Consider the following 18,887-nt stretch of genomic DNA (forward strand, 5'->3'; position numbering starts at 1 on the left):
AGGAAGGTCTTGAAACCTGAGGCCGGAATAGGCACCGCCGGAGAACACTATGTCTGATCGCAGCAAGCAAAATCAAGCGCAGCAAAGAGAGCAGCCCGAGCCCTACGAGGGCAATCGGCCTGTTCCCTGGCTGGTAATACTTATTGTCAGTGCCCTGTTTATCTGGGCTGTGGGCTATATCTGGACGACCCATCAAAGCAATCCGCCTGCATACGGTGATCGCCGTACAGCCCAGGATTTCAAGGTGGCAGCAGCCAGCACCGGGGGCGCGGTTGATGGTGCCCAGATTTACGCAGCCCAGTGCGTGGCCTGTCACCAGGCCAGTGGCCAGGGCTTGCCCGGCGTGTTTCCGCCGCTGGCCGGATCCGAGTGGGTAAACGGCAAGGCAGCCTTGGCAATCCGGATCGTGCTGCATGGCGTGACCGGTACGCTTACCGTGAAGGGCACGCAGTACAACGGAATGATGCCTATGTTCAAGGACAAGCTTAACGATGCCCAGATGGCTGCGCTGATCAGTCATATCCGCACTAATTTTGGAAATAGTGCAGGGCCGGTGGATGAGGCAACCGTCGCTGCAGAGCGCGAGGCAACGGCTGATCAGGCTGCTCCCTGGAATGGCGATGCAGATCTGGCTGCCATGAAATAGCCGCTGCAGGGCTGCCAGACATGCGTATGCTCTTGATGGCGTTATTGGTGGCATGTGCGGGCACGGGGGCGATTTATCTGCAGACCGATGGCTTTACCGTGCTGACCACCGAGGCGGCTCGTCGGGCAGATGTCCTGCGTGAGCCGCGCAACCTGCCTGATGCGGTGCTGCAGACAGCAGATGGCGGCGCGACGACATTTCTGCAGGGGCTGCGCAATGATGGCCGCGTGGCGGTTGTCAATTTCATGTACACGCGTTGCTTTACCGTCTGCCTGGCCATGGGTTCCGAGTTCCAGCAGCTGCAGGCGTCCATCGTGCGGCGCGGGCTGCAGGACAAGGTGTATTTGTTAAGTATCAGCTTTGATCCGTTAGACGGGCCGGCGCAGCTGGCGCGTTATGCCGCAAGCATGAGTGCCGAGCCATCGGTATGGAAATTTGCTGCCACGCCCGATGCCGCCCGCCGTTCGGCATTGCTGGACGCTTTCGGTATCGTGGTCGTGCCGGCCCCCATGAAGCAGTTCGTGCATAACGCTGCTTATCATCTGGTGACACCTGATGGCCGTTTGCGGCGAATTGTGGACCTAGGCAGTGCCGATCTGCTTCTGGAACGCGCAGTGGAGCTTTCCCAATGAGCGGGCCATTGCGTCATTTGCGCGGAAGCCGGGCGTATGCAGGCATGAGCGCCGTCCTGATGGTGCTGGCGTTGGTGTTCGATGTCGCCCTGACACGCAGCATGGCCACCCATATGCTTCTGCATATTCCCATGATCCTTTTTGCCGGACTGGCGGCAGGGGCGGCCTGGTGCAGCAGCCGCCAGGCCAGGAGCTGGAAACGAGCGGGGCGGGTCTGGGCCAGATATAACGAGCAAGGTGTTCCGGGCTTATTGCTGGCAGCACTGGTTTCTGCCTATTGGATGATTCCGAAGTCGCTGGACGACGTCATGCTGTTCCCGATGGTCGCAATGGTGAAGTATGTCGGGCTATTTATTACCGGCGTGGTTTTGTTTGATGCCCTGCGTCGCGCCAACAGCGTCATTACGCTGTTTTTCCTTGGCAATCTTTCCTGGATGATGGCGGTTGTGGGGCTGATCTACCAGGAAGACAACAGCCGCTTGTGCAATGCGTATTTGCTGAGTGACCAGGAAATGGCAGGGCGGGGCCTGGTGGTGCTGGCCGTGGTGGTGCCGGTGGTCTGGCTATGGACCGAGCGGAACCGGCTGCGGCGTTTAATGTCAAAATAGACCCTGAACGTGCAATATTCAAGGAAGACTTATGAGCAGCCCGAATTCAACTCCGCAAGCGCCACGATTCACCCGTCGCATGAGCATGCTTGACCGAGCGCTCGCCGAGGCCGGTCGTGCCGTACGGGTGCTCGAAGGTTCGGTGCAGGCCGGCCGCGCCAATCCGGCAGGCGCCCGTAAGTCACTCACTGACAACGCTGAAGAGCTGACGCCTGCCGAGCAAAAACACGTCGCCGGCCTGATGCGGGTCAATCATGTGGGTGAAATCTGCGCGCAGGCTTTATACCGCGGGCAGGCCTTGTTTTGTCGCGATGCATCAATCGAGGCTGTGCTGCATCAGGCCGCGGCCGAAGAGGTCGATCACCTGGTCTGGTGCCGTGACCGCCTGACCGAGTTGAACAGCCGGCCCAGCCTGCTTAACCCGCTCTGGTATGCCGGCTCCTTCTCGCTGGGGGTGCTGGCCAGTCGTGCCGGGGTCGGCAGAAATCTGGGGTTCATGGCCGAAACGGAAAGGCAGGTCGAGCAGCATCTGGACAAGCATCTTGCCGAACTGCCCAATGCTGATGCGCGTTCGCGCAGCATTGTCACGCAAATGCGAGATGACGAAATCACTCATCGCAATACTGCAGAAACCCACGGAGCGGAAACGCTGGCCAGGCCTGTGCAGCTTGCCATGCGATTCATGTCCAAAATCATGACGACTACCGCCTACCGCATCTGATCGCAGGGCAGGAAGTTGTAACAATATGAGGCGCTAGGGTTAACGATTAAATACGCCGGAGCACTTTTGTGATTGGTAAAGTGCTAAAAAAACGACAAAACATGCTTGGTTACAGTTTTCTTCGACAATTATCTTGCAACGCACCATCTGTTTATATACAATTTAGTTATCGGATGTCGAGACGTGATTGCAAAGGGAAAACCCTTGATCACCCAGGCTCAAGCTTAATCAGCTTTCGTAGCCCGACATGCCAAGGTTGTCTCCTCCACCCTCCTCCTTTGGTGGATTTAACCCGAGATCTCACGATCTCGGGTTTTTTTTTGCCTTTTTCAGCCTTTCTATCCTACAGTTGCACATGTGTCGTACGAGTAATTGCTGCGTAGCAAAAAGATACGTCTGACGCAATTGCTTACCGTTATTGGAGCAGTCTGCTTACAGGCACGGCACATAATATCAATGCATTCATTGTTCATAGGGATCGTGTGTTTTCTTCTCCTCTCTGGGAATCGTTTACCTGGTTTTATATTTGTGTCGTAGCGTTCATGGTGGGCGGGCTGATCGTTGCCTCCGAACGCTGGCACGGGGTATTTACAGGCGACTCTGATTTAAGCAAACCGCAGGCCTCTCACTCGCGGGCAACGCCACGCGTGGGTGGGCTGGCTGTTGTGGCCGGCAGCCTTGCCGGGCTGCTGGTGCTCGGGCCCAGCAACATGACCCTGACCTGGCTGTGGCCCGTATTGTTCATTGCGGCCATGCCGGTATTCGTGGCGGGTTTGCTTGAAGACATCACCAAGGACGTAGGCGCGGGCAAGCGTCTGCTGGCCGCCTTCCTTTCGGCAGCGATTGCCTGGTGGCTGCTGGGTGGCGTATCGCGTGTGGGTTTGTCGTGGGCCGACACCATCCTGGCATTCTGGCCGGTATCCCTGCTGTTCACCATGATCGCAGTGGGTGGCTGTACGCACGCACTGAATATTGTGGACGGCATGAATGGCCTGGCGGGCATGATAGCCACGCTCATGGCCTTGTCCCTGGCGCTGGTCGCCCTGCAGGTTCAGGATATTCCCATTTTCCTCATTTCAGCGGCATTGGCGTCTGCCACGCTGGGCTTCCTGGTCTGGAATTTCCCCTTCGGACGTGTTTTTCTGGGTGATGGCGGCGCCTATTTCCTGGGTTTCATGCTGGCTGAGCTTGCGGTGCAGCTGGTGGTGCGCAACCCCAGTGTTTCGCCGTTCTATGCGCTGGCTGTCTTGTTTTACCCGGTCTTCGAGACTTTGTTTTCCATCTGGCGTCGCCGTTTCAAGCGGGGCACGCCAGTCGACCAACCCGATGCGCTGCATTTGCATCAACTGGTTTTCCGGCGTCTGGTCCGTGTGACCTTCAGTCGTGACCGACGCCATGCGGTGCCGGCATTGTGTAATGCCATGACTTCACCCTATCTTTGGGTATTGGCATTGATAGGCCTGGTTCCGGCAACCATCTGGTGGGATAACGCCTGGATACTGTGCGCGAGCCTGGTGGCTTTTTCGTCTGCCTACCTTTGGCTGTATTCCCGCCTGGTTTCCTGGCGCCGTCCGTCGTGGTTATTGTTGCCCTCGTTAGGGCGAAACGACCACCGCAAATAGTAAAATTAACTTAATCTTAATAGCGCCTCGCGCGGGAGATTCAACTTGCAGATTCAGGATGTGAAACTTGCAGTAGTCGGCTTGGGCTACGTGGGCCTGCCATTGGCAGTCGAGTTCGGTAAAAAGCGTACTGTGCTGGGGTTCGACATCAACCCCAGGCGTGTGGCCGAACTAAAAGAAGGGCGTGACCATACGCTCGAGGTAGATGAGGCCGAGCTTGCTGAAGCAAAGCAACTCAGCTTCAGCAACGAGGCCGAGCACCTGGCCCAGGCCAACGTGTTCATCGTGACCGTGCCTACGCCTATCGATCAGTACAAGCAGCCCGACCTGACCCCTCTGGTACGCGCCAGCGAAACCATAGGCAAGGTGCTCAAGCGTGGCGATATCGTGATCTATGAGTCCACGGTTTATCCCGGTGCCACCGAAGAAGATTGCGTGCCTGTACTTGAGCGCGTTTCCGGCCTGCGGTTCAACGAAGACTTTTTCGCCGGCTACAGCCCCGAGCGCATCAATCCCGGTGACAAGGCGCACCGGGTATCGACCATCAAGAAGGTTACGTCGGGATCCACTCCTGAAATTGCTGACCTGGTCGACGCGCTTTACGGCGAGATCATCGTGGCCGGTACCCATAAGGCACCGTCCATACGGGTGGCCGAAGCAGCCAAGGTTATTGAAAACACCCAGCGTGACGTCAATATCGCGCTCATCAACGAGCTGGCACTGATTTTCAACAAGATGGGTATCGACACCCAGGCTGTCCTTGAGGCGGCAGGAACCAAATGGAATTTTCTGCCGTTCCGTCCAGGTCTGGTCGGAGGCCACTGCATAGGCGTGGATCCCTACTATCTGACTCACAAGGCGCAATCCATCGGCTATCACCCCGAAATCATTCTGGCCGGTCGCAGGCTGAACGATTCCATGGGCGGCTATGTGGTGTCGCAGCTGGTCAAGGGCATGACGCAGCGCTGCATACAGGTGCAGGGCTCGCGAGTACTGCTCATGGGTCTGGCCTTCAAGGAAAACTGCCCCGACCTGCGCAATACGCGTATTGTCGATATCGTCCGGGAATTGGGCGAATACAGCATAGCGGTCGATGTGTACGACCCATGGGTCGATCCCCAGGAAGCACAGCATGAGTACGGCATAGAGCTGGTTTCCAGCCCGGCACAGGGCGCATACGATGCCATTATCCTGGCCGTCGCACACGAGCAGTTTGTCGCCATGGGCAGTCAGGCCATTCATGCGCTGGGCAAGCCAGAGCACGTGTTGTACGACCTTAAGTATGTACTGAAAGCCGACGAGGCTGACTTGCGCCTGTAAGGCGCCGCACATACTGGTTTTTGAATTACGAGGGGTACATATGAGCACACGATATCAGGAAATCACGGCAGGTCTGCAATCCGAGCCCAAGGTGTGGCTGGTTACCGGATGCGCGGGTTTCATTGGGTCCAACCTGCTTGAGGCACTTTTGATGCTGGGGCAGAAGGTAGTGGGCCTGGATAACTTCGCCACGGGCCATCGCTATAACCTCGAGGAAGTCCAGAAAACGGTCAGCGCTGAACAATGGAGCAACTTCACGCTTATCGAAGGCGATATTCGCGATGCCGAAGTTTGCCGCCAGGTCACCGAAGGGGTGGATTACGTCCTGCATCAGGCTGCATTGGGCTCGGTTCCCCGTTCGCTCAAAGACCCTGTCACCACCAACAGCGTGAATATTGGTGGTTTTCTGAACATGCTGGTGGCTGCGCGTGATGCCGGAGTCAAGTCCTTTGTCTATGCTGCGTCCAGCTCTACTTATGGCGATCACGAGGCCTTGCCCAAGGTCGAGGACCGCATCGGACGGCCATTGTCGCCGTATGCCGTGACCAAGTACGTGAACGAGCTGTATGCCGATGTATTCCAGCGTTCCTATGGTTTTGGCAGTGTCGGCCTGCGCTACTTCAACGTATTCGGCAAGCGTCAGGATCCCAACGGAGCTTATGCCGCCGTTATTCCAAAGTGGATCGCTGCCATGATCCGTGGCGACGATGTGGTGGTGAACGGAGACGGCGAAACCAGTCGCGATTTCTGCTTTATCGAAAACGTGGTGCAGGCAAATATTCTTGCTGCACTGGCGCAGCCCGAAGGTGTCAATCAGGTCTACAACGTGGCCGTCAATGCCCGTACCAGCCTGAACGAGCTGTTCGAGTACCTGGCGCAAGCATTGGGCAACAACGGTATCGTGTACGACAAGCAGCCGGTCTATGCCGACTTCCGGGCGGGCGACGTGCGTCACTCCCAGGCCGACATCAGCAAGGCCAGGCAACTGCTGGGCTACGAGCCGATGCATACCATCGTGCAGGGGCTGGAAGTCTCCATGCCTTGGTATACGCAGTTCCTGCGTTAATTTGAAAACGTTCAGGCAGCGTCTGGCCGGGCTGCACTCTGACCACAAGCGCATCGCCCAGGGGGCGATGCGTGTTGCTTTCTTCCTGTTGCTGGGCAAGGCTGCGGGTGCGTTCAAGGAAATGGCGGTGGCCTACCGCTATGGCGTCAGCGATGCGGTCGATGCCTACCAGTTCACCATGGTCATGGCGAACTGGCTGCCGGTCACTATCGTGGGGGCACTGTCGGTAGTCCTCATTCCGGTGCTGGTCCGTACACGCAGGGAAGACCGTGCGGCGCGCAGGCTTTTCATGGGTGAGCTGCAAGCCTGGCTGATTGCCGGCGGAACGGTGCTGGCCGTCGGTACCTATGTTGCATGGCCCTGGGTACTGGAATGGGCTGGAATGGGTTTGCCCGAACAAGCACGGCGTATGAGCGGCGAGCTGATGTTCGCATTTGCGCCGGCAGCCCTGCTCACACTTATGACTGGTCTGAGCGCAGCACGCTTGCGTGCCCATGAGCGCCATATCAACACTTTGCTGGACAGCGTGCCGGCCATTGTCATACTGATTTGGGTGCTGCTGGCAGCGACGGTCAATGACGTCGGCCCGTTGATGTGGGGCACATTGGTCGGCTACATGATTCAGTCGGCATGGCTGTTGTGGCTGGCTGCCAGAGCCGACGGCATGTGGGGCAGGCCACGCTGGAGCCTGAATGCGCATCAGTGGCCTGACCTGGTCAAGGCTGCAGGCATCATGCTCGTGGGGCAGGTGGCCATGAGCTTTGTCGGCCCTATCGATCAATACACGGCTGCGGGACTGGATGGCAATGCCAACGCCACGCTGGGCTACGCCAGCCGTCTGCTATCGTTGTTGCTGGGTGTGGGCGCGGCGTCGGTGGGACGTGCAGCCCTGCCTGTTCTGGCGGATATCCAGGCACGGGGGGATCAGCACAGGGCGCGCGCCACGGCGTTGAAATGGTCGGCGCTGATGCTGTTGGCAGGTATCGGCGTGGTTCTGGCAGGCTGGGTGCTGGCCCCATGGGGGGTGGCGCTGCTGTTCGAACGAGGCGAGTTCACTGCAGAAAATACACTGCAAGTAGCCCATGTGTTGCGTTGGGGGCTGCTGCAAATGCCTTTTTATTTTGGCGTGCTGATACTGGTGCAATTGCTGGCCAGCCAGAACCGCTATCGCATCATGGCAGCCATTGCGGTGGCCAATTTCCTGATGAAGGCCCTGATGAATTATCTGTGGGCTCCCGTCATGGGACCTGCGGGCATCATGCTGGCGACCAGCATCATGTACGCTTCTTCTTACGTTTGTTATGTGATGGTGGCGCTGCGGCCCGTTGCCGGCAATGCGCCATCCCGCTAGAAGGTTTGTTTTGAGTCAATCATCCGTTCAACCGCATTTGCTGATAGTTATTCACTCACTGGGCGGAGGTGGGGCAGAGCGGGTTGCAGCCGATCTGAGCGCCTACTGGGTGCAGCGTGGCTACCGCGTCACCGTTGTCACGCAGGCCGATGCCGGCACCGATGCTTATGCGCTGCATCCCAAGGTCCGGCGGCACGCGCTGGGCACCGCTTCGGCCAGCACGGGCAAGCTGGGTGCCGTATTGCTTAACATTCGCCGTGTCTGGAGCCTGCGTCGCATTATCCGGCGCGAGCGGCCGACCGTGGTGCTGGGCATGATGACGACCTCTTCCATACTGGCCGTGATTGCCGCCCGGGGCGTGCCTTGTCGTGTGATTGCTACCGAGCATACCCATCCGCCTTCCCAAACGCTGTCGAATATGTGGTTGCGCTTGCGACGCTGGGCTTATCCGCAAGCGGCGGCGGTGGTGGCGTTGACCTCGGGCACGGCGCAATGGCTGGAGGAGCATGTGCCGGGGTCGCGCCTGACCGTCATCCCCAATGCGGTGCGCTGGCCTCTGGAAAGCATAGAGCCCGTCATCGAGCCACCTCCGCGGCAAGGACGCTATCGTATTCTGGCGGTTGGGCGCCTGCACCCGCACAAAGGTTTTGATTTGCTGATACGGGCGTTCGAGGAGATTGCGGGTCACTTCCCGGACTGGGATCTGGTCATACTGGGCGAGGGTGACTGTCGCGAAGCATTGCAGGCTCAGATAGATGAGGCCGGGCTCTCGGAGCGCATCAGCATGCCGGGCAGGGTGGGCAATGTGGCCGACTGGTATGTGCAGTCTGATCTTTATGCGCTCAGCTCAAGAGTCGAGGGCTTGTCCAACACACTGCTGGAATCCATGGCCAGCGGCCTGACGCCGGTTGCCTACGACTGCGAGACAGGGCCGCGCGAAATCGTACGCAACGGCATAGATGGTGTGCTGGTCAGCCCGGCCGACGATACCGAGGCGCTGGCTGCGCACCTGTCCGACATGATGGCGCATCCTGAACAGCGCGAAGCCTATGCACGTCGTGCCGTCGATGTGCGTGACCGGTTTTCCACGACCCGGGTCATGGCATTGTGGAGCAACCTATTTGAAGCGCGCTGACGCACCTTGAGGTGCGTGCGCGAAGGTGAGCAGACTATGTGTGGAATTGTTGGAATCTGGGGCGGTCTTGCCGACAAGCGTACGGCAATCGAAGTGGGCTGCCGCCGCATGCGTCATCGTGGTCCCGATAGCCATGGCTATTGGTCAGACGATGCTGCCGGCCTGGCGCTGGGGCATGTCAGGCTGGCTATCCAGGATCTGACCGAAGCCGGCCATCAGCCCATGATCTCTGCATGTGGTCGCTATGTGCTGGTACTGAACGGCGAAATATACAATCATCCGGACATGCGTGCGCGACTTGAGGCGCAAGCAAAGGCGCCCGCCTGGCGAGGGCATTCGGATACCGAGACGATACTGGCTTGTCTGGTTGCCTGGGGTATTCAGGCAACGCTGCAGGCAGCTACCGGTATGTTTGCCCTGGCATTGTGGGACAGGCAGACGGGCAGGCTGGCACTAGCTCGCGATCGTATGGGTGAAAAGCCTTTGTACATGGGCTACGCTGGCGGAAACTTTGTTTTCGCTTCGGAGCTCAAGGCCATTGCAGGCATACCCGGATTCGACAAGCAGATAGATCGCAGGGCTTTGTCCTTGCTCATGCGGCATAACTATATCCCGGCGCCGTTCAGCATCTACCAGGGCATAGGCAAGCTGTTGCCCGGCACCTGGCTGGAGCTGTCGGCGCAAGACCTGCAACAGGCCAGCTTGCCGGCGGCTCAAACTTATTGGTCGGCACAGCTGGTAAGCCGGCAGGCGCAGGACCATCCCTTGTCGTTTGAGTCTGACCTTCAAGCCGTCGATGCGCTGGAAGCCTTGCTGGGCCAGGCGGTTAAGGGGCAGATGATTTCCGATGTGGCCCTGGGTGCTTTCTTATCCGGAGGCGTGGACTCGTCGATGGTGGTGGCCTTGATGCAGAACCAGAGCGCCCGGCCCGTCCAGACGTTCTCCATAGGGTTTGATGATCCCGCTTTCAACGAGGCCGAATATGCCAGGGCAGTGGCGGCGCATCTGGGCACCACGCATACCGAGCTGTATGTCAGTGCCGCCGATGCGCTGAACGTGGTGCCCGACTTGCCGGATCTTTATGACGAGCCATTTGCAGACTCGTCGCAGATTCCTACTACGCTGGTTGCGCGCATGACACGTCAGCACGTAACCGTGGCCTTGTCGGGTGACGGTGGTGATGAACTGTTTGGTGGCTACTCGCGCTACGTTCGGGCCCAGCGATGGTGGGACAGAAGGCAGGCCGTACCGGCTGTCTTGCGCGCGCCTTTGGGTGCGCTGGCCCGTGCGGGAGCCGGTTTGCTGCCGGCCGGACACCAGCGTGAGCAGTTCGAGAAGCTTGCCGATGTGCTGGGCGCCGCGCACGAAGGGGCCTTCTACCGGCAGTTCGTGTCGTACTGGAAAGATCCCGCACTAGCGGTGATCGGAGCCGAGTTGCCTGCCACGCCCTTTGATGAGCCTTCCGACTCCGGCTTGTTTGAGCGGATGATGTTGCTTGATGCACTCACCTATCTGCCTGACGATATCCTGGTCAAGGTCGATCGTGCAGCCATGGCGTCCAGCCTGGAAACCCGTGTGCCCATGCTGGACCACCGGATATTCGAGTTCGCGCAGCGCCTGCCTTCGTCCTATAAAAGACGGGACGGACAGGGCAAGTGGCTGCTGCGCCAGGTTCTGTATCGCCATGTGCCGCGTGAAATGATGGATCGTCCCAAGAAGGGATTTTCGGTTCCCATGGCGGCATGGCTGCGAGGCCCCCTGAAAGACTGGGGAGCAGCGCTGCTGGACCCTGCAAGGCTGAAAAGCGATGGCTTGTTCCATGCAGGCTCCATCAGGCAGAAATGGCTCGAGCATCAGTCTGGCAAACGCGACTGGAGTACCCATTTGTGGAGTGTGCTCATGACGCAGGCCTGGCTTGACAAGGCCGATACCAATACGGATACAGGCTCGCCATGAAGATACTTTTTTTTGTCAGTTCCATGCATGCAGGAGGAGCAGAACGTGTAGCGGCCACTTTGGCCAGCGCCTGGGCCAAACGGGGCGATACCGTTACCCTGGTGCCGACTTATACCGGCAAGGGCAGCTGTTTCTATCCGCTGGACCCGGCCGTGCGCCTGGAGTGGCTGGCTGATCGCATGGGTGGCTTCGGCCGCAAGGCCTTGCCGCCACTCGGCAAACCAGGCGCCATTCGCAATCTTGTGCGCGAGGTTCAGCCGGATGTCATCGTTTCGTTTCTGACCAATGTCAATGTCATGGTGCTGCTGGCGACCAAGGGCATGGGTGTGCCGGTAATCGTCTGCGAGCGCACCAATCCGGCTTTCAGCAGCAGCGCGGGCAAGGTATTGCAGTTCCTTAGACGCAAGACTTATCCGTGGGCTGCCAAAGTGCTCATGCAGTCACAGGATGGCGTGCAGGCTCTGAAGAAGATGGTGCCGGGGGTAGAGCAACTTGGCGTCATTCCCAATCCGCTGCCACCTGATCTCGAGGTGTGGCCCGGTAAGGCAAGGGCACTGACAGAACGCAAGCAAATAATGGCCATGGGGCGTATGGTTCCGTTCAAGCGTTTTGATGCGTTGATTGCCGCGTTTGCTGCGCTGGCTCACGACTACCCGGACTGGGATCTGACCATCTGGGGAGACGGCCCGCTGCGCAGTGAACTCGAACAACAGGTGCGCGATACCGGCCTGGAGTCGCGTATAACGCTGCCCGGACGAACCAGCCAGCCCTGGCAGGAGCTGGCCAGGGCCGATGTTTTTGCGCTCACTTCTCAGGTCGAAGGCTTTCCCAACGTGTTGCTTGAGGCGATGGCACTGGGCTGCGCCTGCGTCACGGTGGATTGTCCCAGCGGGCCTAGGGAAATGAGTCAGGACGGCAGAGATGCCGTGCTGATTCCGCTGGATGATCACGGCGCGCTGGTTGCCGGGCTGCGGCAACTGATTGATGATGACGTGCTGCGCGGCACGCTCGGCCAGCGTGCTGCCGCCAGCGTGAGGGCACGCTATGGCCTGGAGCAAGTCCTGGCCTTATGGGATGCTGTATTTGCCTCGACAGGAGTGCCTGCCAGGCAGGATGGACGCGTATGAAACAGGTTACCGATACTGCGCCGCTGCATGTTGTCCACATTATCTCGGGGTTAGGCCAGGGCGGGGCGGAAACGGTGTTGTTCCGCCTGGCAACGGCGCCCGGGCAGGCCGGCGTCCGGCATAGCGTCATCTCTATGGGTGACGCCGGCGTGTTTGGCCCACGCCTGGTTCAGGCCGGCATTCCGGTTCACACCCTGGACATGAAGACTCCGGTTGGCTTGCTCAAGGGCGCCTGGCGCATGCATGGCTTGTTGCGTTCCTTGCAGCCCGACGTGGTTCAGACCTGGATGTACCATGCCGACCTGCTGGGCGGTTTGATTGCGCGTATGGCGGGTATCCGCCCGGTTTGCTGGGGGATACGCAATTCCGGCGCCGACTTGCACAAAAGCAGTTTGTCGGCGCGTGCGTTTTCTTGGCTTTGCGCACGCAGTTCTGCGTTGATACCGGCAGTCATTGTTTCTTGCGCCGAAAGTGCGGCGCTACGCCATCAGTCATGGGGTTATCGTGCCGACCGCATGCAGGTCATTCCCAATGGTTATGACCTGTCGCGCTGGCAGGCCGATGCGCAGGCACGGCAGCAGGTGCGTGCGCAGTGGGGTGTGACCGATGATACGCCGGTGATAGGCAGTGTGGCACGCTGGAACCCGCTGAAGGATCACGACAATCTGCTGGCTGCGCTGGCGCTCAGCTTGCGTACCCATCCCGCCGTACGATGTGTGCTGATCGGGCACGGAATGGAAGCCTCCAATCCCGAATTGGCGGCGTTGCTGAACCGCTACGGCGTTGCGGAGCAGGTTATTTTGCTGGGTCGTCGCGATGACGTGCCCGTACTGATGAATGGGCTGGACATCCATGTGTTGTCCAGCCGTGCCGAAGGCTTCCCCAACGTGGTGGCCGAGGCGATGGCCAGCGGTGTGGCCTGCGTGGTTACCGACGTGGGTGATGCGGCAATGATGGTCGATGATCCGCGCGTGGTGGCACCCGCGCAAAACCCTCAGGCATTAGCTGTCGCGATTGATGGCGTGGTAAGCCTGCTCGGTACCCCCGAACACGATGAGCGAGTGCGGCGCGGGCGTGAGCGGGTGGGGCGGCTGTTCAGCCTGGATGCCATGGTGCATAACTATCATGAGGTTTGGCGCAGCGTGACTATCCCCAAAAAAGCCGGCAATCAGAAACGCCTGTTGTTCGTGGTGAACAATCCGGCCTTTTTCCTTTCGCACCGTTTGCCGTTGGCCATCGCGGCCAGAGATGCCGGCTTTGACGTGCATGTGGCGACCATGGACGGGCCTTCAGTGCCTGACATCGTGGCTCATGGCCTGGTGCATCATGTGGTTCCGATGTCGCGCAGCGGCAAGAACCCACTGGAAGAAATAAAAAGCATCCATGCCTTGTGGCAATTGTTTCGCCGGCTGCAGCCCGACGTCGTGCATGCCGCGACAATCAAACCTGTGCTGTACGGGGGAATAGCGGCAAGGCTGGCAGGTGTGCCTGGTTATCTTGCCGCCGTCTCGGGCCTGGGTTTCATTTTTACCCGGCCTGCGCAGCGGTTTGATTTTTTGCGCTTGGCCGCGACGACGCTCTACCGGCTGGCACTGGGCCATCGCAACAGCCGCGTAATTTTTCAGAACGGCAATGATCGTGATGTCTTGCGCAAGGCTGGTGTGGTGCGGTCGGAGCAAGTGGTGATGATACGAGGCTCGGGTGCTGATCTGGATGTGTTCCGGTTTATGCCCGAGCCCGACGGGCCGCCCATTGCCATTATGGCAGCACGTTTGTTGACCGACAAAGGTGTGCTGGAGTTTGTCGAGGCCGCGCGCATGACTGCAAATGACCCGAGCGGGCTGCGCTGGCAGCTGGTGGGCAGCCCCGATCCGGGCAATCCGGCCAGCATTACGTCAGATCAGCTCGAGCAGTGGAAGAGGGATGGCCTGGTGAAGTGTCTGGGGGAACGCACGGATGTGGCCAGGCTTTATCAGCAAGCCCATATCGTGGTGCTGCCGTCTTATCGCGAAGGCTTGCCGAAGTCACTGGTCGAGGCGGCCGCTTGCGGGCGTGCCGTGATCACGACCGATGTGCCTGGTTGCCGCGATGCCATTACGCCTGACGTTACGGGTCTGCTTGTACCGGTGCGCGATGCGCGTGCATTGGCCGACGCGGTGGTCTCCCTGGCGCACGATGATGCCCGCCGTCAGGCCATGGGCCGCGCCGGTCGCGAGCTGGCTGAAAGCGAGTTCGATATCAACAAGGTTGCCCAGATGCATCTGGACCTCTATGTTCAGCTTTCGGGGCAGGGCAGGCAGCCGGCATAAAGCCGGCCCCTTCTGAAATCGACCTGGCTTAAAACGGCAGTGAAAGGTCGGGGTCGAGCGCGATGAGTGCCTGACGAAACTCTTCCTTGATGCGTTCGATGTCTTGCTCTGTGTCGCCTTCGAAGCGCAGCACAACAACCGGTGTGGTATTGGAGGCACGTGCCAGGCCGAAGCCGTCGGCATACTCGGCGCGTACGCCGTCTATGGTGCTGATGCTGGTTGCCGTGGGGAATTTGCCGTCTTGCTGCAAGCGGGCGACCAGGGCATGGGGCTGCCCTTCCGCCATGTTCAGCTTGATTTCCGGTGTGGAGATGTCTTTGGGCAGCTCTTCAAGTATTGCCGAGGCGTCTTCGTGTGCGGACACTATTTCAAGCAACCGTGCGCCGGCATACAGGCCGTCGTCAAAGCCGTACCAGCGCTCTTTGAAGAATATGTGCCCGCTCATTTCTCCGGCGAGCGGTGCGCCTGTTTCAGCCAGTTTTGCCTTGATCAAAGAGTGTCCTGTTTGCCACATCTGTGGCTTGCCGCCCGCATGCTTGATGGCTCGGGCCACATGGCGGCTGCACTTGACGTCAAAGATGATGGTGGAGCCGGGTACACGCTGCAGTACATCCTGGGCGAACAGGATGAGCTGGCGATCGGGCCAGATAATTTCACCCGATTTGGTGACGACACCGAGGCGGTCGGCATCGCCGTCGAATGCCAGACCCAGTTCGCAATCGCTGGTCTGGACGTGATGGATGAGATCCTGAAGGTTGGCCGGATCAGCCGGATCGGGATGATGATTCGGAAAGCTGCCATCTACCTGGCAATACAATTCGTCGACCGAGCAGCCCAGGGCCTGGTACAGCTTCGAGGCCACCACGCCACCCACGCCATTGCCGCAGTCGATGGCAATTTTCATGGGGCGCTGCGGCAGGACTGTGCTGCTGATTTCGTTTACATAAGCGTCGAGCAGGTCGAGCCTGGTGCTGCTGCCTTGCTCGATGCCGTCTGTGGGATCGAGTGCAGTCATCATCTGGCCCAGCTTCTGAATGTCGGCACCGTGCAGTGTGCGACCGGCCATCATGATCTTGAAGCCGTTGTAGTTCGACGGGTTGTGGCTGCCGGTAATGGCAACAGCCGAACCGGTGTGCTGGGTGTAAGCGCCGTAGTAGACGACCGGTGTTGGAACCATGCCCAGGTCTATGGTGTTGATGCCGCCCTGATTAAGCCCATGTTGCAGGGCCTGTGCCAGCTCGGGGCTGCTCAGTCGGCCATCGTAGCCCACGACCAGTGTGTTGACGGATTCGGCACGGGCTTGCTGGGCAAGGGCCAGGCCCAGCAGGCGGGCAAATTCGGCATTGAGCTGCTCGGGTACGGTACCGCGGATATCGTAGGCTTTGAAAACGTCTGCAGGCAGGTTAACGGTGTTCGTCACAAGACTTCCTTAACTTGGTGTGGGCACAGAAGGGAGGCTGGGCACCATGAGCACGCCGTGCAATGGCGGGTTTTCAGCAATCCTCCAACCGTGATTATCCCGATTCCCGGGGGGATCGTCCAATGGGCGGATTCAGCTCGTTTGCAGGCGCTTCAGAGTGTATCCGCATGCTTGGCTGGCTGCTCGCCAATTGCCTTAAAATATCCCCCGAGTATGTTTATTTTGCATAAAAGAAGGCAAGCATGAATCGTATTGAGGAACTGGTCCAGATAGTAGGTCAACAGCATGTCCTGACAGGTGCGGATACCGAGTCCTATACGCTAGATTGGCGTGGCCGCTACAGCGGCTCGGCTCTGGCTGTCGTACGGCCGGGTTCGGTCGACGAAGTTGCTCAAATCATGCGCTGGTGCAACAGCAATCGGGTTCCCGTCGTGCCGCAAGGCGGCAATACCGGCCTGTGTGGTGGCGCAACCCCTGATAACAGCGGCAGTGCCATCGTGTTGTCGCTGACCCGTCTGAATGCGGTGCGCAGTATCGATACCGATAACGACACCATGGTCGTGGAAGCGGGCTGCATACTGCAGGCCGTGCAGCAGGCGGCGCGCGACGCTGATCGCTTGTTTCCCCTTAGCCTGGCCGCAGAAGGCAGCTGCACGTTGGGCGGTAACCTGGCAACCAATGCGGGCGGCACACAAGTGCTGCGTTATGGCAATGCCCGCGACCTGGTGCTGGGTCTTGAGGTCGTGACGCCGCAAGGCGAGATCTGGCACGGGCTGCGAGGCTTGCGCAAAGACAACACCGGCTACGATCTGCGCAATCTGTACATGGGCAGCGAGGGTACGCTGGGCATCATTACGGCTGCCACGCTCAAGCTTTTTCCTTTGCCGGTCGCTCAGTGCACCGCCTTGCTGGCGCTGGAATCGGTCGATGATGCGGTCAAGGTTCTGTCGGCGGCACGCAAGGGCTTTGGCGCGGCACTGACGGGGTTCGAGCTGATCGCCGGTAATTGCCTGCAGGGTGTTGTGACGTGTTATCCGCAGCAGCGTATTCCGTTTGAAGGCCCGTCAGCTGATATGCCCTGGTATGCCTTGCTGGAGCTGTCTGACAGTGAAAGTGCAGAGCATGCCCGCGAACGCTTCGAAACGGTGGTGGGCGAAACCATAGAGGACGGGCTTGTGGCTGATGCCGTCATTGCCGAGAACATTACGCAAAGCAAGGCGTTGTGGCACTTGCGTGAAAGCATACCGCTGGCCGAAAAAGCATTCGGTAAAAGCATCAAGCACGATGTTTCGATACCGGTTTCCCTGATTGCCGAGTTCGTAAATACCACGAACGTGGCGCTGCAGGCCAGTTTCCCTGGCATCGAGAACGTTACCTTCGGGCACCTGGGTGATGGCAACCTGCATTACAACGTGGCCCGCGGGCAGGCATTTACCGAAGAAGAGTTGCTGGCGCGGCAGGCTGATATTTACGAACTGGTGCATGAAAGCGTGCACAAGTTCCACGGATCCATCAGTGCCGAGCATGGTGTGGGGCAGCTTAAGCGCGATGTTCTGCCCCGTTATAAAGACCCCGTCGAGATTGCCTTGATGCACAGCATCAAGCAGGCGCTTGATCCGCTGGGCATCATGAATCCTGGCAAGGTATTGGTTGCGTCAAACCCTGGCGGGTAGCACAGTGCCTGAGGCTTGCCCCAGGCTGATGGTTGGATAGCCATCTTTGTGGCATGCCGCAAGCAGGATGACTTCATCGTAATCCTGCAGGAACAGGCGTTCTTCGCCCCAGGGCAGTTTTACGGCCTGTTTGCCGCCCTGGTTCAATTCCAGCAAAGAGCCTTCCTGACCCTGATCGGGGCCGGATAGCGTGCCGGTACCCAGCAGGTCGCCGGCCTGGAGGTTGCAGCCGTTAACCGTGTGATGGGCCAGCAACTGGGCAATATTCCAGTAAGCTTCCTTGAAATTCGACGTCGAGAGCAATGCGGGTTCGGCCTGAGCCGCGCGCGAAGTCTGCGTGCTCAGGAAAACCTGCAAGTCTATGTCGAAGGCGCCGTATTCCTGGTTTTGCGCCGAACTGAGATAAGGCAGCGGCTGCGGGTCGTTCGCGTCGCGTTCGAAGGGGATGCGGAACGGCGCCAGTGCTTCCAGTGTGACGATCCAGGGTGAAATGGTGCTGGCAAAGTTCTTGGCCAGAAAAGGGCCCAGGGGCTGGTATTCCCAGGCCTGCAGGTCTCGGGCCGACCAGTCATTCAAAATACACAGACCGAACACGTGTGCATCGGCGTCGTCGAGCGCAATGCGCTCACCTTGCGCGTTGCCCTGGCCCACGAATATGCCCAGCTCGAGTTCGTAATCAAGGCGCTGGCAGGGGCCGAAGCCGGGCGTACCGCCTTCGGATGCAGGCCGGGTCTGGCCTACAGGGCGGGGGAAGGAATGGCCTGTTGCCTGGATGCTGGAAGCGCGTCCGTGATAGCCGATGGGTATCCACTTGTAGTTGGGCAGCAGCGGATTGTCGGGGCGAAATTGCTTGCCCACGGCAGTTGCATGATGGGCCGAGATGTAGAAGTCGGTGTAGTCGCCTATGCGGGCCGGCAAGCCCATTTCGACCTGGTCGGCACCGACAAGCAGAGGTTCGAGCACGGCCTGCTGTGCTGACCCTTGACGCAATGCCCGTGACAGCGCCAGACGCAAGGCGGACCAGTGTGGCTGGCCCAGGCCCATCAGGGCGTTCAGGGAGTCGCCCTGGCAGGCCTCCAGGGCTTGCGCAGCCTGACCGGTGAAGGGCTGTACCCCTGCCAGGGCAGCCAGATCGAGTACCTGGTTGCCGATGGCGATACCGGGGCGGAAGTTCGGGCTGCCTTGTGGACGAAACACCCCGAAAGGCAGGTTCTGTATGGGGAAACCGTTATCGGGCACGTTGGCCGAAACCACCCAGCTTTGCATTGAGGGATCGTGGGTTTCGTTAAGGTAAGACATCG

15 protein-coding genes and 1 pseudogene are annotated in these 18,887 nt (G+C 59.2%); 14 read left to right on the forward strand and 2 right to left on the reverse strand.

What is annotated here, in order from left to right:
• The first annotated feature begins 49 nt into the window (after positions 1-49).
• The 13 genes and pseudogenes from LKR43_RS00365 to LKR43_RS16255 all read left to right on the forward strand — a co-directional run bounded on the left by LKR43_RS00365 (position 50) and on the right by LKR43_RS16255 (position 14,493).
• Positions 50-646 (forward strand): cytochrome c, encoded by a 597-nt coding sequence (locus LKR43_RS00365; RefSeq protein WP_227681824.1) that lies wholly within the window; start codon positions 50-52, stop codon positions 644-646.
• Between the two features lie 20 nt (positions 647-666).
• A complete protein-coding gene (locus LKR43_RS00370) occupies positions 667-1,278 on the forward strand; it encodes an SCO family protein (protein ID WP_227681826.1) in 612 nt (203 codons plus the stop codon).
• Positions 1,275-1,886: a hypothetical protein gene (locus LKR43_RS00375; RefSeq protein ID WP_227681828.1), complete on the forward strand. Its 612-nt coding sequence runs from the start codon at positions 1,275-1,277 to the stop codon at positions 1,884-1,886. The genes LKR43_RS00370 and LKR43_RS00375 overlap by 4 nt, the downstream gene beginning before the upstream one ends.
• 31 nt (positions 1,887-1,917) lie before the next feature.
• Positions 1,918-2,607, forward strand: coding sequence for a 2-polyprenyl-3-methyl-6-methoxy-1,4-benzoquinone monooxygenase (gene coq7, locus LKR43_RS00380; protein ID WP_227681830.1), 690 nt, complete (start codon positions 1,918-1,920; stop codon positions 2,605-2,607).
• Positions 2,608-3,149: 542 nt separating this feature from the next.
• The gene (locus tag LKR43_RS00385; RefSeq protein WP_227682284.1) at positions 3,150-4,229 is read left to right on the forward strand and encodes a glycosyltransferase; all 1,080 of its coding nucleotides are present in this window, start codon (positions 3,150-3,152) and stop codon (positions 4,227-4,229) included.
• Between the two features lie 45 nt (positions 4,230-4,274).
• The gene (tviB, locus tag LKR43_RS00390) at positions 4,275-5,549 is read left to right on the forward strand and encodes a Vi polysaccharide biosynthesis UDP-N-acetylglucosamine C-6 dehydrogenase TviB (RefSeq protein ID WP_227681832.1); all 1,275 of its coding nucleotides are present in this window, start codon (positions 4,275-4,277) and stop codon (positions 5,547-5,549) included.
• A gap of 40 nt (positions 5,550-5,589) precedes the next feature.
• Positions 5,590-6,615 (forward strand): SDR family oxidoreductase, encoded by a 1,026-nt coding sequence (locus LKR43_RS00395; RefSeq protein WP_227681833.1) that lies wholly within the window; start codon positions 5,590-5,592, stop codon positions 6,613-6,615.
• A 1-nt stretch (position 6,616) separates the two neighbouring features.
• Positions 6,617-7,966 (forward strand): murein biosynthesis integral membrane protein MurJ, encoded by a 1,350-nt coding sequence (gene murJ, locus LKR43_RS00400; RefSeq protein ID WP_227681834.1) that lies wholly within the window; start codon positions 6,617-6,619, stop codon positions 7,964-7,966.
• Between the two features lie 10 nt (positions 7,967-7,976).
• The gene (locus tag LKR43_RS00405; protein WP_227681835.1) at positions 7,977-9,101 is read left to right on the forward strand and encodes a glycosyltransferase family 4 protein; all 1,125 of its coding nucleotides are present in this window, start codon (positions 7,977-7,979) and stop codon (positions 9,099-9,101) included.
• Between the two features lie 36 nt (positions 9,102-9,137).
• Positions 9,138-11,057 carry an asparagine synthase (glutamine-hydrolyzing) gene (asnB, locus tag LKR43_RS00410; protein WP_227681836.1) on the forward strand — a complete coding sequence of 640 codons (1,920 nt, stop codon included), beginning with the start codon at positions 9,138-9,140 and terminating at the stop codon, positions 11,055-11,057.
• Positions 11,054-12,184 (forward strand): glycosyltransferase family 4 protein, encoded by a 1,131-nt coding sequence (locus LKR43_RS00415; protein ID WP_227681837.1) that lies wholly within the window; start codon positions 11,054-11,056, stop codon positions 12,182-12,184. Before asnB ends, LKR43_RS00415 begins: the two co-directional genes overlap by 4 nt.
• A pseudogene (locus LKR43_RS16250) lies at positions 12,181-13,155 on the forward strand (glycosyltransferase); the annotation flags it as partial. The gene LKR43_RS00415 and the pseudogene LKR43_RS16250, both read left to right, overlap by 4 nt.
• A gap of 177 nt (positions 13,156-13,332) precedes the next feature.
• Positions 13,333-14,493, forward strand: coding sequence for a glycosyltransferase family 4 protein (locus tag LKR43_RS16255; RefSeq protein WP_370632053.1), 1,161 nt, complete (start codon positions 13,333-13,335; stop codon positions 14,491-14,493).
• A gap of 28 nt (positions 14,494-14,521) precedes the next feature.
• Here the strand turns inward: LKR43_RS16255 and LKR43_RS00425 are convergent, their stop codons facing one another.
• Positions 14,522-15,913 carry a phosphomannomutase/phosphoglucomutase gene (locus tag LKR43_RS00425; protein ID WP_227681839.1) on the reverse strand — a complete coding sequence of 464 codons (1,392 nt, stop codon included), beginning with the start codon at positions 15,911-15,913 and terminating at the stop codon, positions 14,522-14,524.
• Between the two features lie 242 nt (positions 15,914-16,155).
• Between LKR43_RS00425 and LKR43_RS00430 the strand changes: the two genes are divergently transcribed.
• Complete coding sequence (locus LKR43_RS00430; protein WP_227681840.1) at positions 16,156-17,586, forward strand: FAD-binding oxidoreductase; 1,431 nt, start codon at positions 16,156-16,158, stop codon at positions 17,584-17,586.
• Here LKR43_RS00430 and fahA read toward each other — a convergent pair.
• Positions 17,569-18,885 (reverse strand): fumarylacetoacetase, encoded by a 1,317-nt coding sequence (gene fahA, locus LKR43_RS00435; protein WP_227681841.1) that lies wholly within the window; start codon positions 18,883-18,885, stop codon positions 17,569-17,571. The two genes, LKR43_RS00430 and fahA, sit on opposite strands and share 18 nt — an antisense overlap.
• Positions 18,886-18,887: the final 2 nt, after the last annotated feature.

The organism is Pusillimonas sp. MFBS29, from assembly GCF_020687695.1.
Lineage (GTDB): Bacteria > Pseudomonadota > Gammaproteobacteria > Burkholderiales > Burkholderiaceae_B > Pusillimonas_C.

Coding starts and splice junctions, on each gene's coding strand:
- LKR43_RS00365 (WP_227681824.1), top strand. CDS start 50: ATGTCTGATCGCAGCAAGCAAAATCAAGCGCAGCAAAGAGAGCAGCCC.
- LKR43_RS00370 (WP_227681826.1), top strand. CDS start 667: ATGCGTATGCTCTTGATGGCGTTATTGGTGGCATGTGCGGGCACGGGG.
- LKR43_RS00375 (WP_227681828.1), top strand. CDS start 1,275: ATGAGCGGGCCATTGCGTCATTTGCGCGGAAGCCGGGCGTATGCAGGC.
- coq7 (WP_227681830.1), top strand. CDS start 1,918: ATGAGCAGCCCGAATTCAACTCCGCAAGCGCCACGATTCACCCGTCGC.
- LKR43_RS00385 (WP_227682284.1), top strand. CDS start 3,150: ATGGTGGGCGGGCTGATCGTTGCCTCCGAACGCTGGCACGGGGTATTT.
- LKR43_RS00395 (WP_227681833.1), top strand. CDS start 5,590: ATGAGCACACGATATCAGGAAATCACGGCAGGTCTGCAATCCGAGCCC.
- asnB (WP_227681836.1), top strand. CDS start 9,138: ATGTGTGGAATTGTTGGAATCTGGGGCGGTCTTGCCGACAAGCGTACG.
- LKR43_RS00415 (WP_227681837.1), top strand. CDS start 11,054: ATGAAGATACTTTTTTTTGTCAGTTCCATGCATGCAGGAGGAGCAGAA.
- LKR43_RS00430 (WP_227681840.1), top strand. CDS start 16,156: ATGAATCGTATTGAGGAACTGGTCCAGATAGTAGGTCAACAGCATGTC.
- fahA (WP_227681841.1), bottom strand. CDS start 18,885: ATGTCTTACCTTAACGAAACCCACGATCCCTCAATGCAAAGCTGGGTG.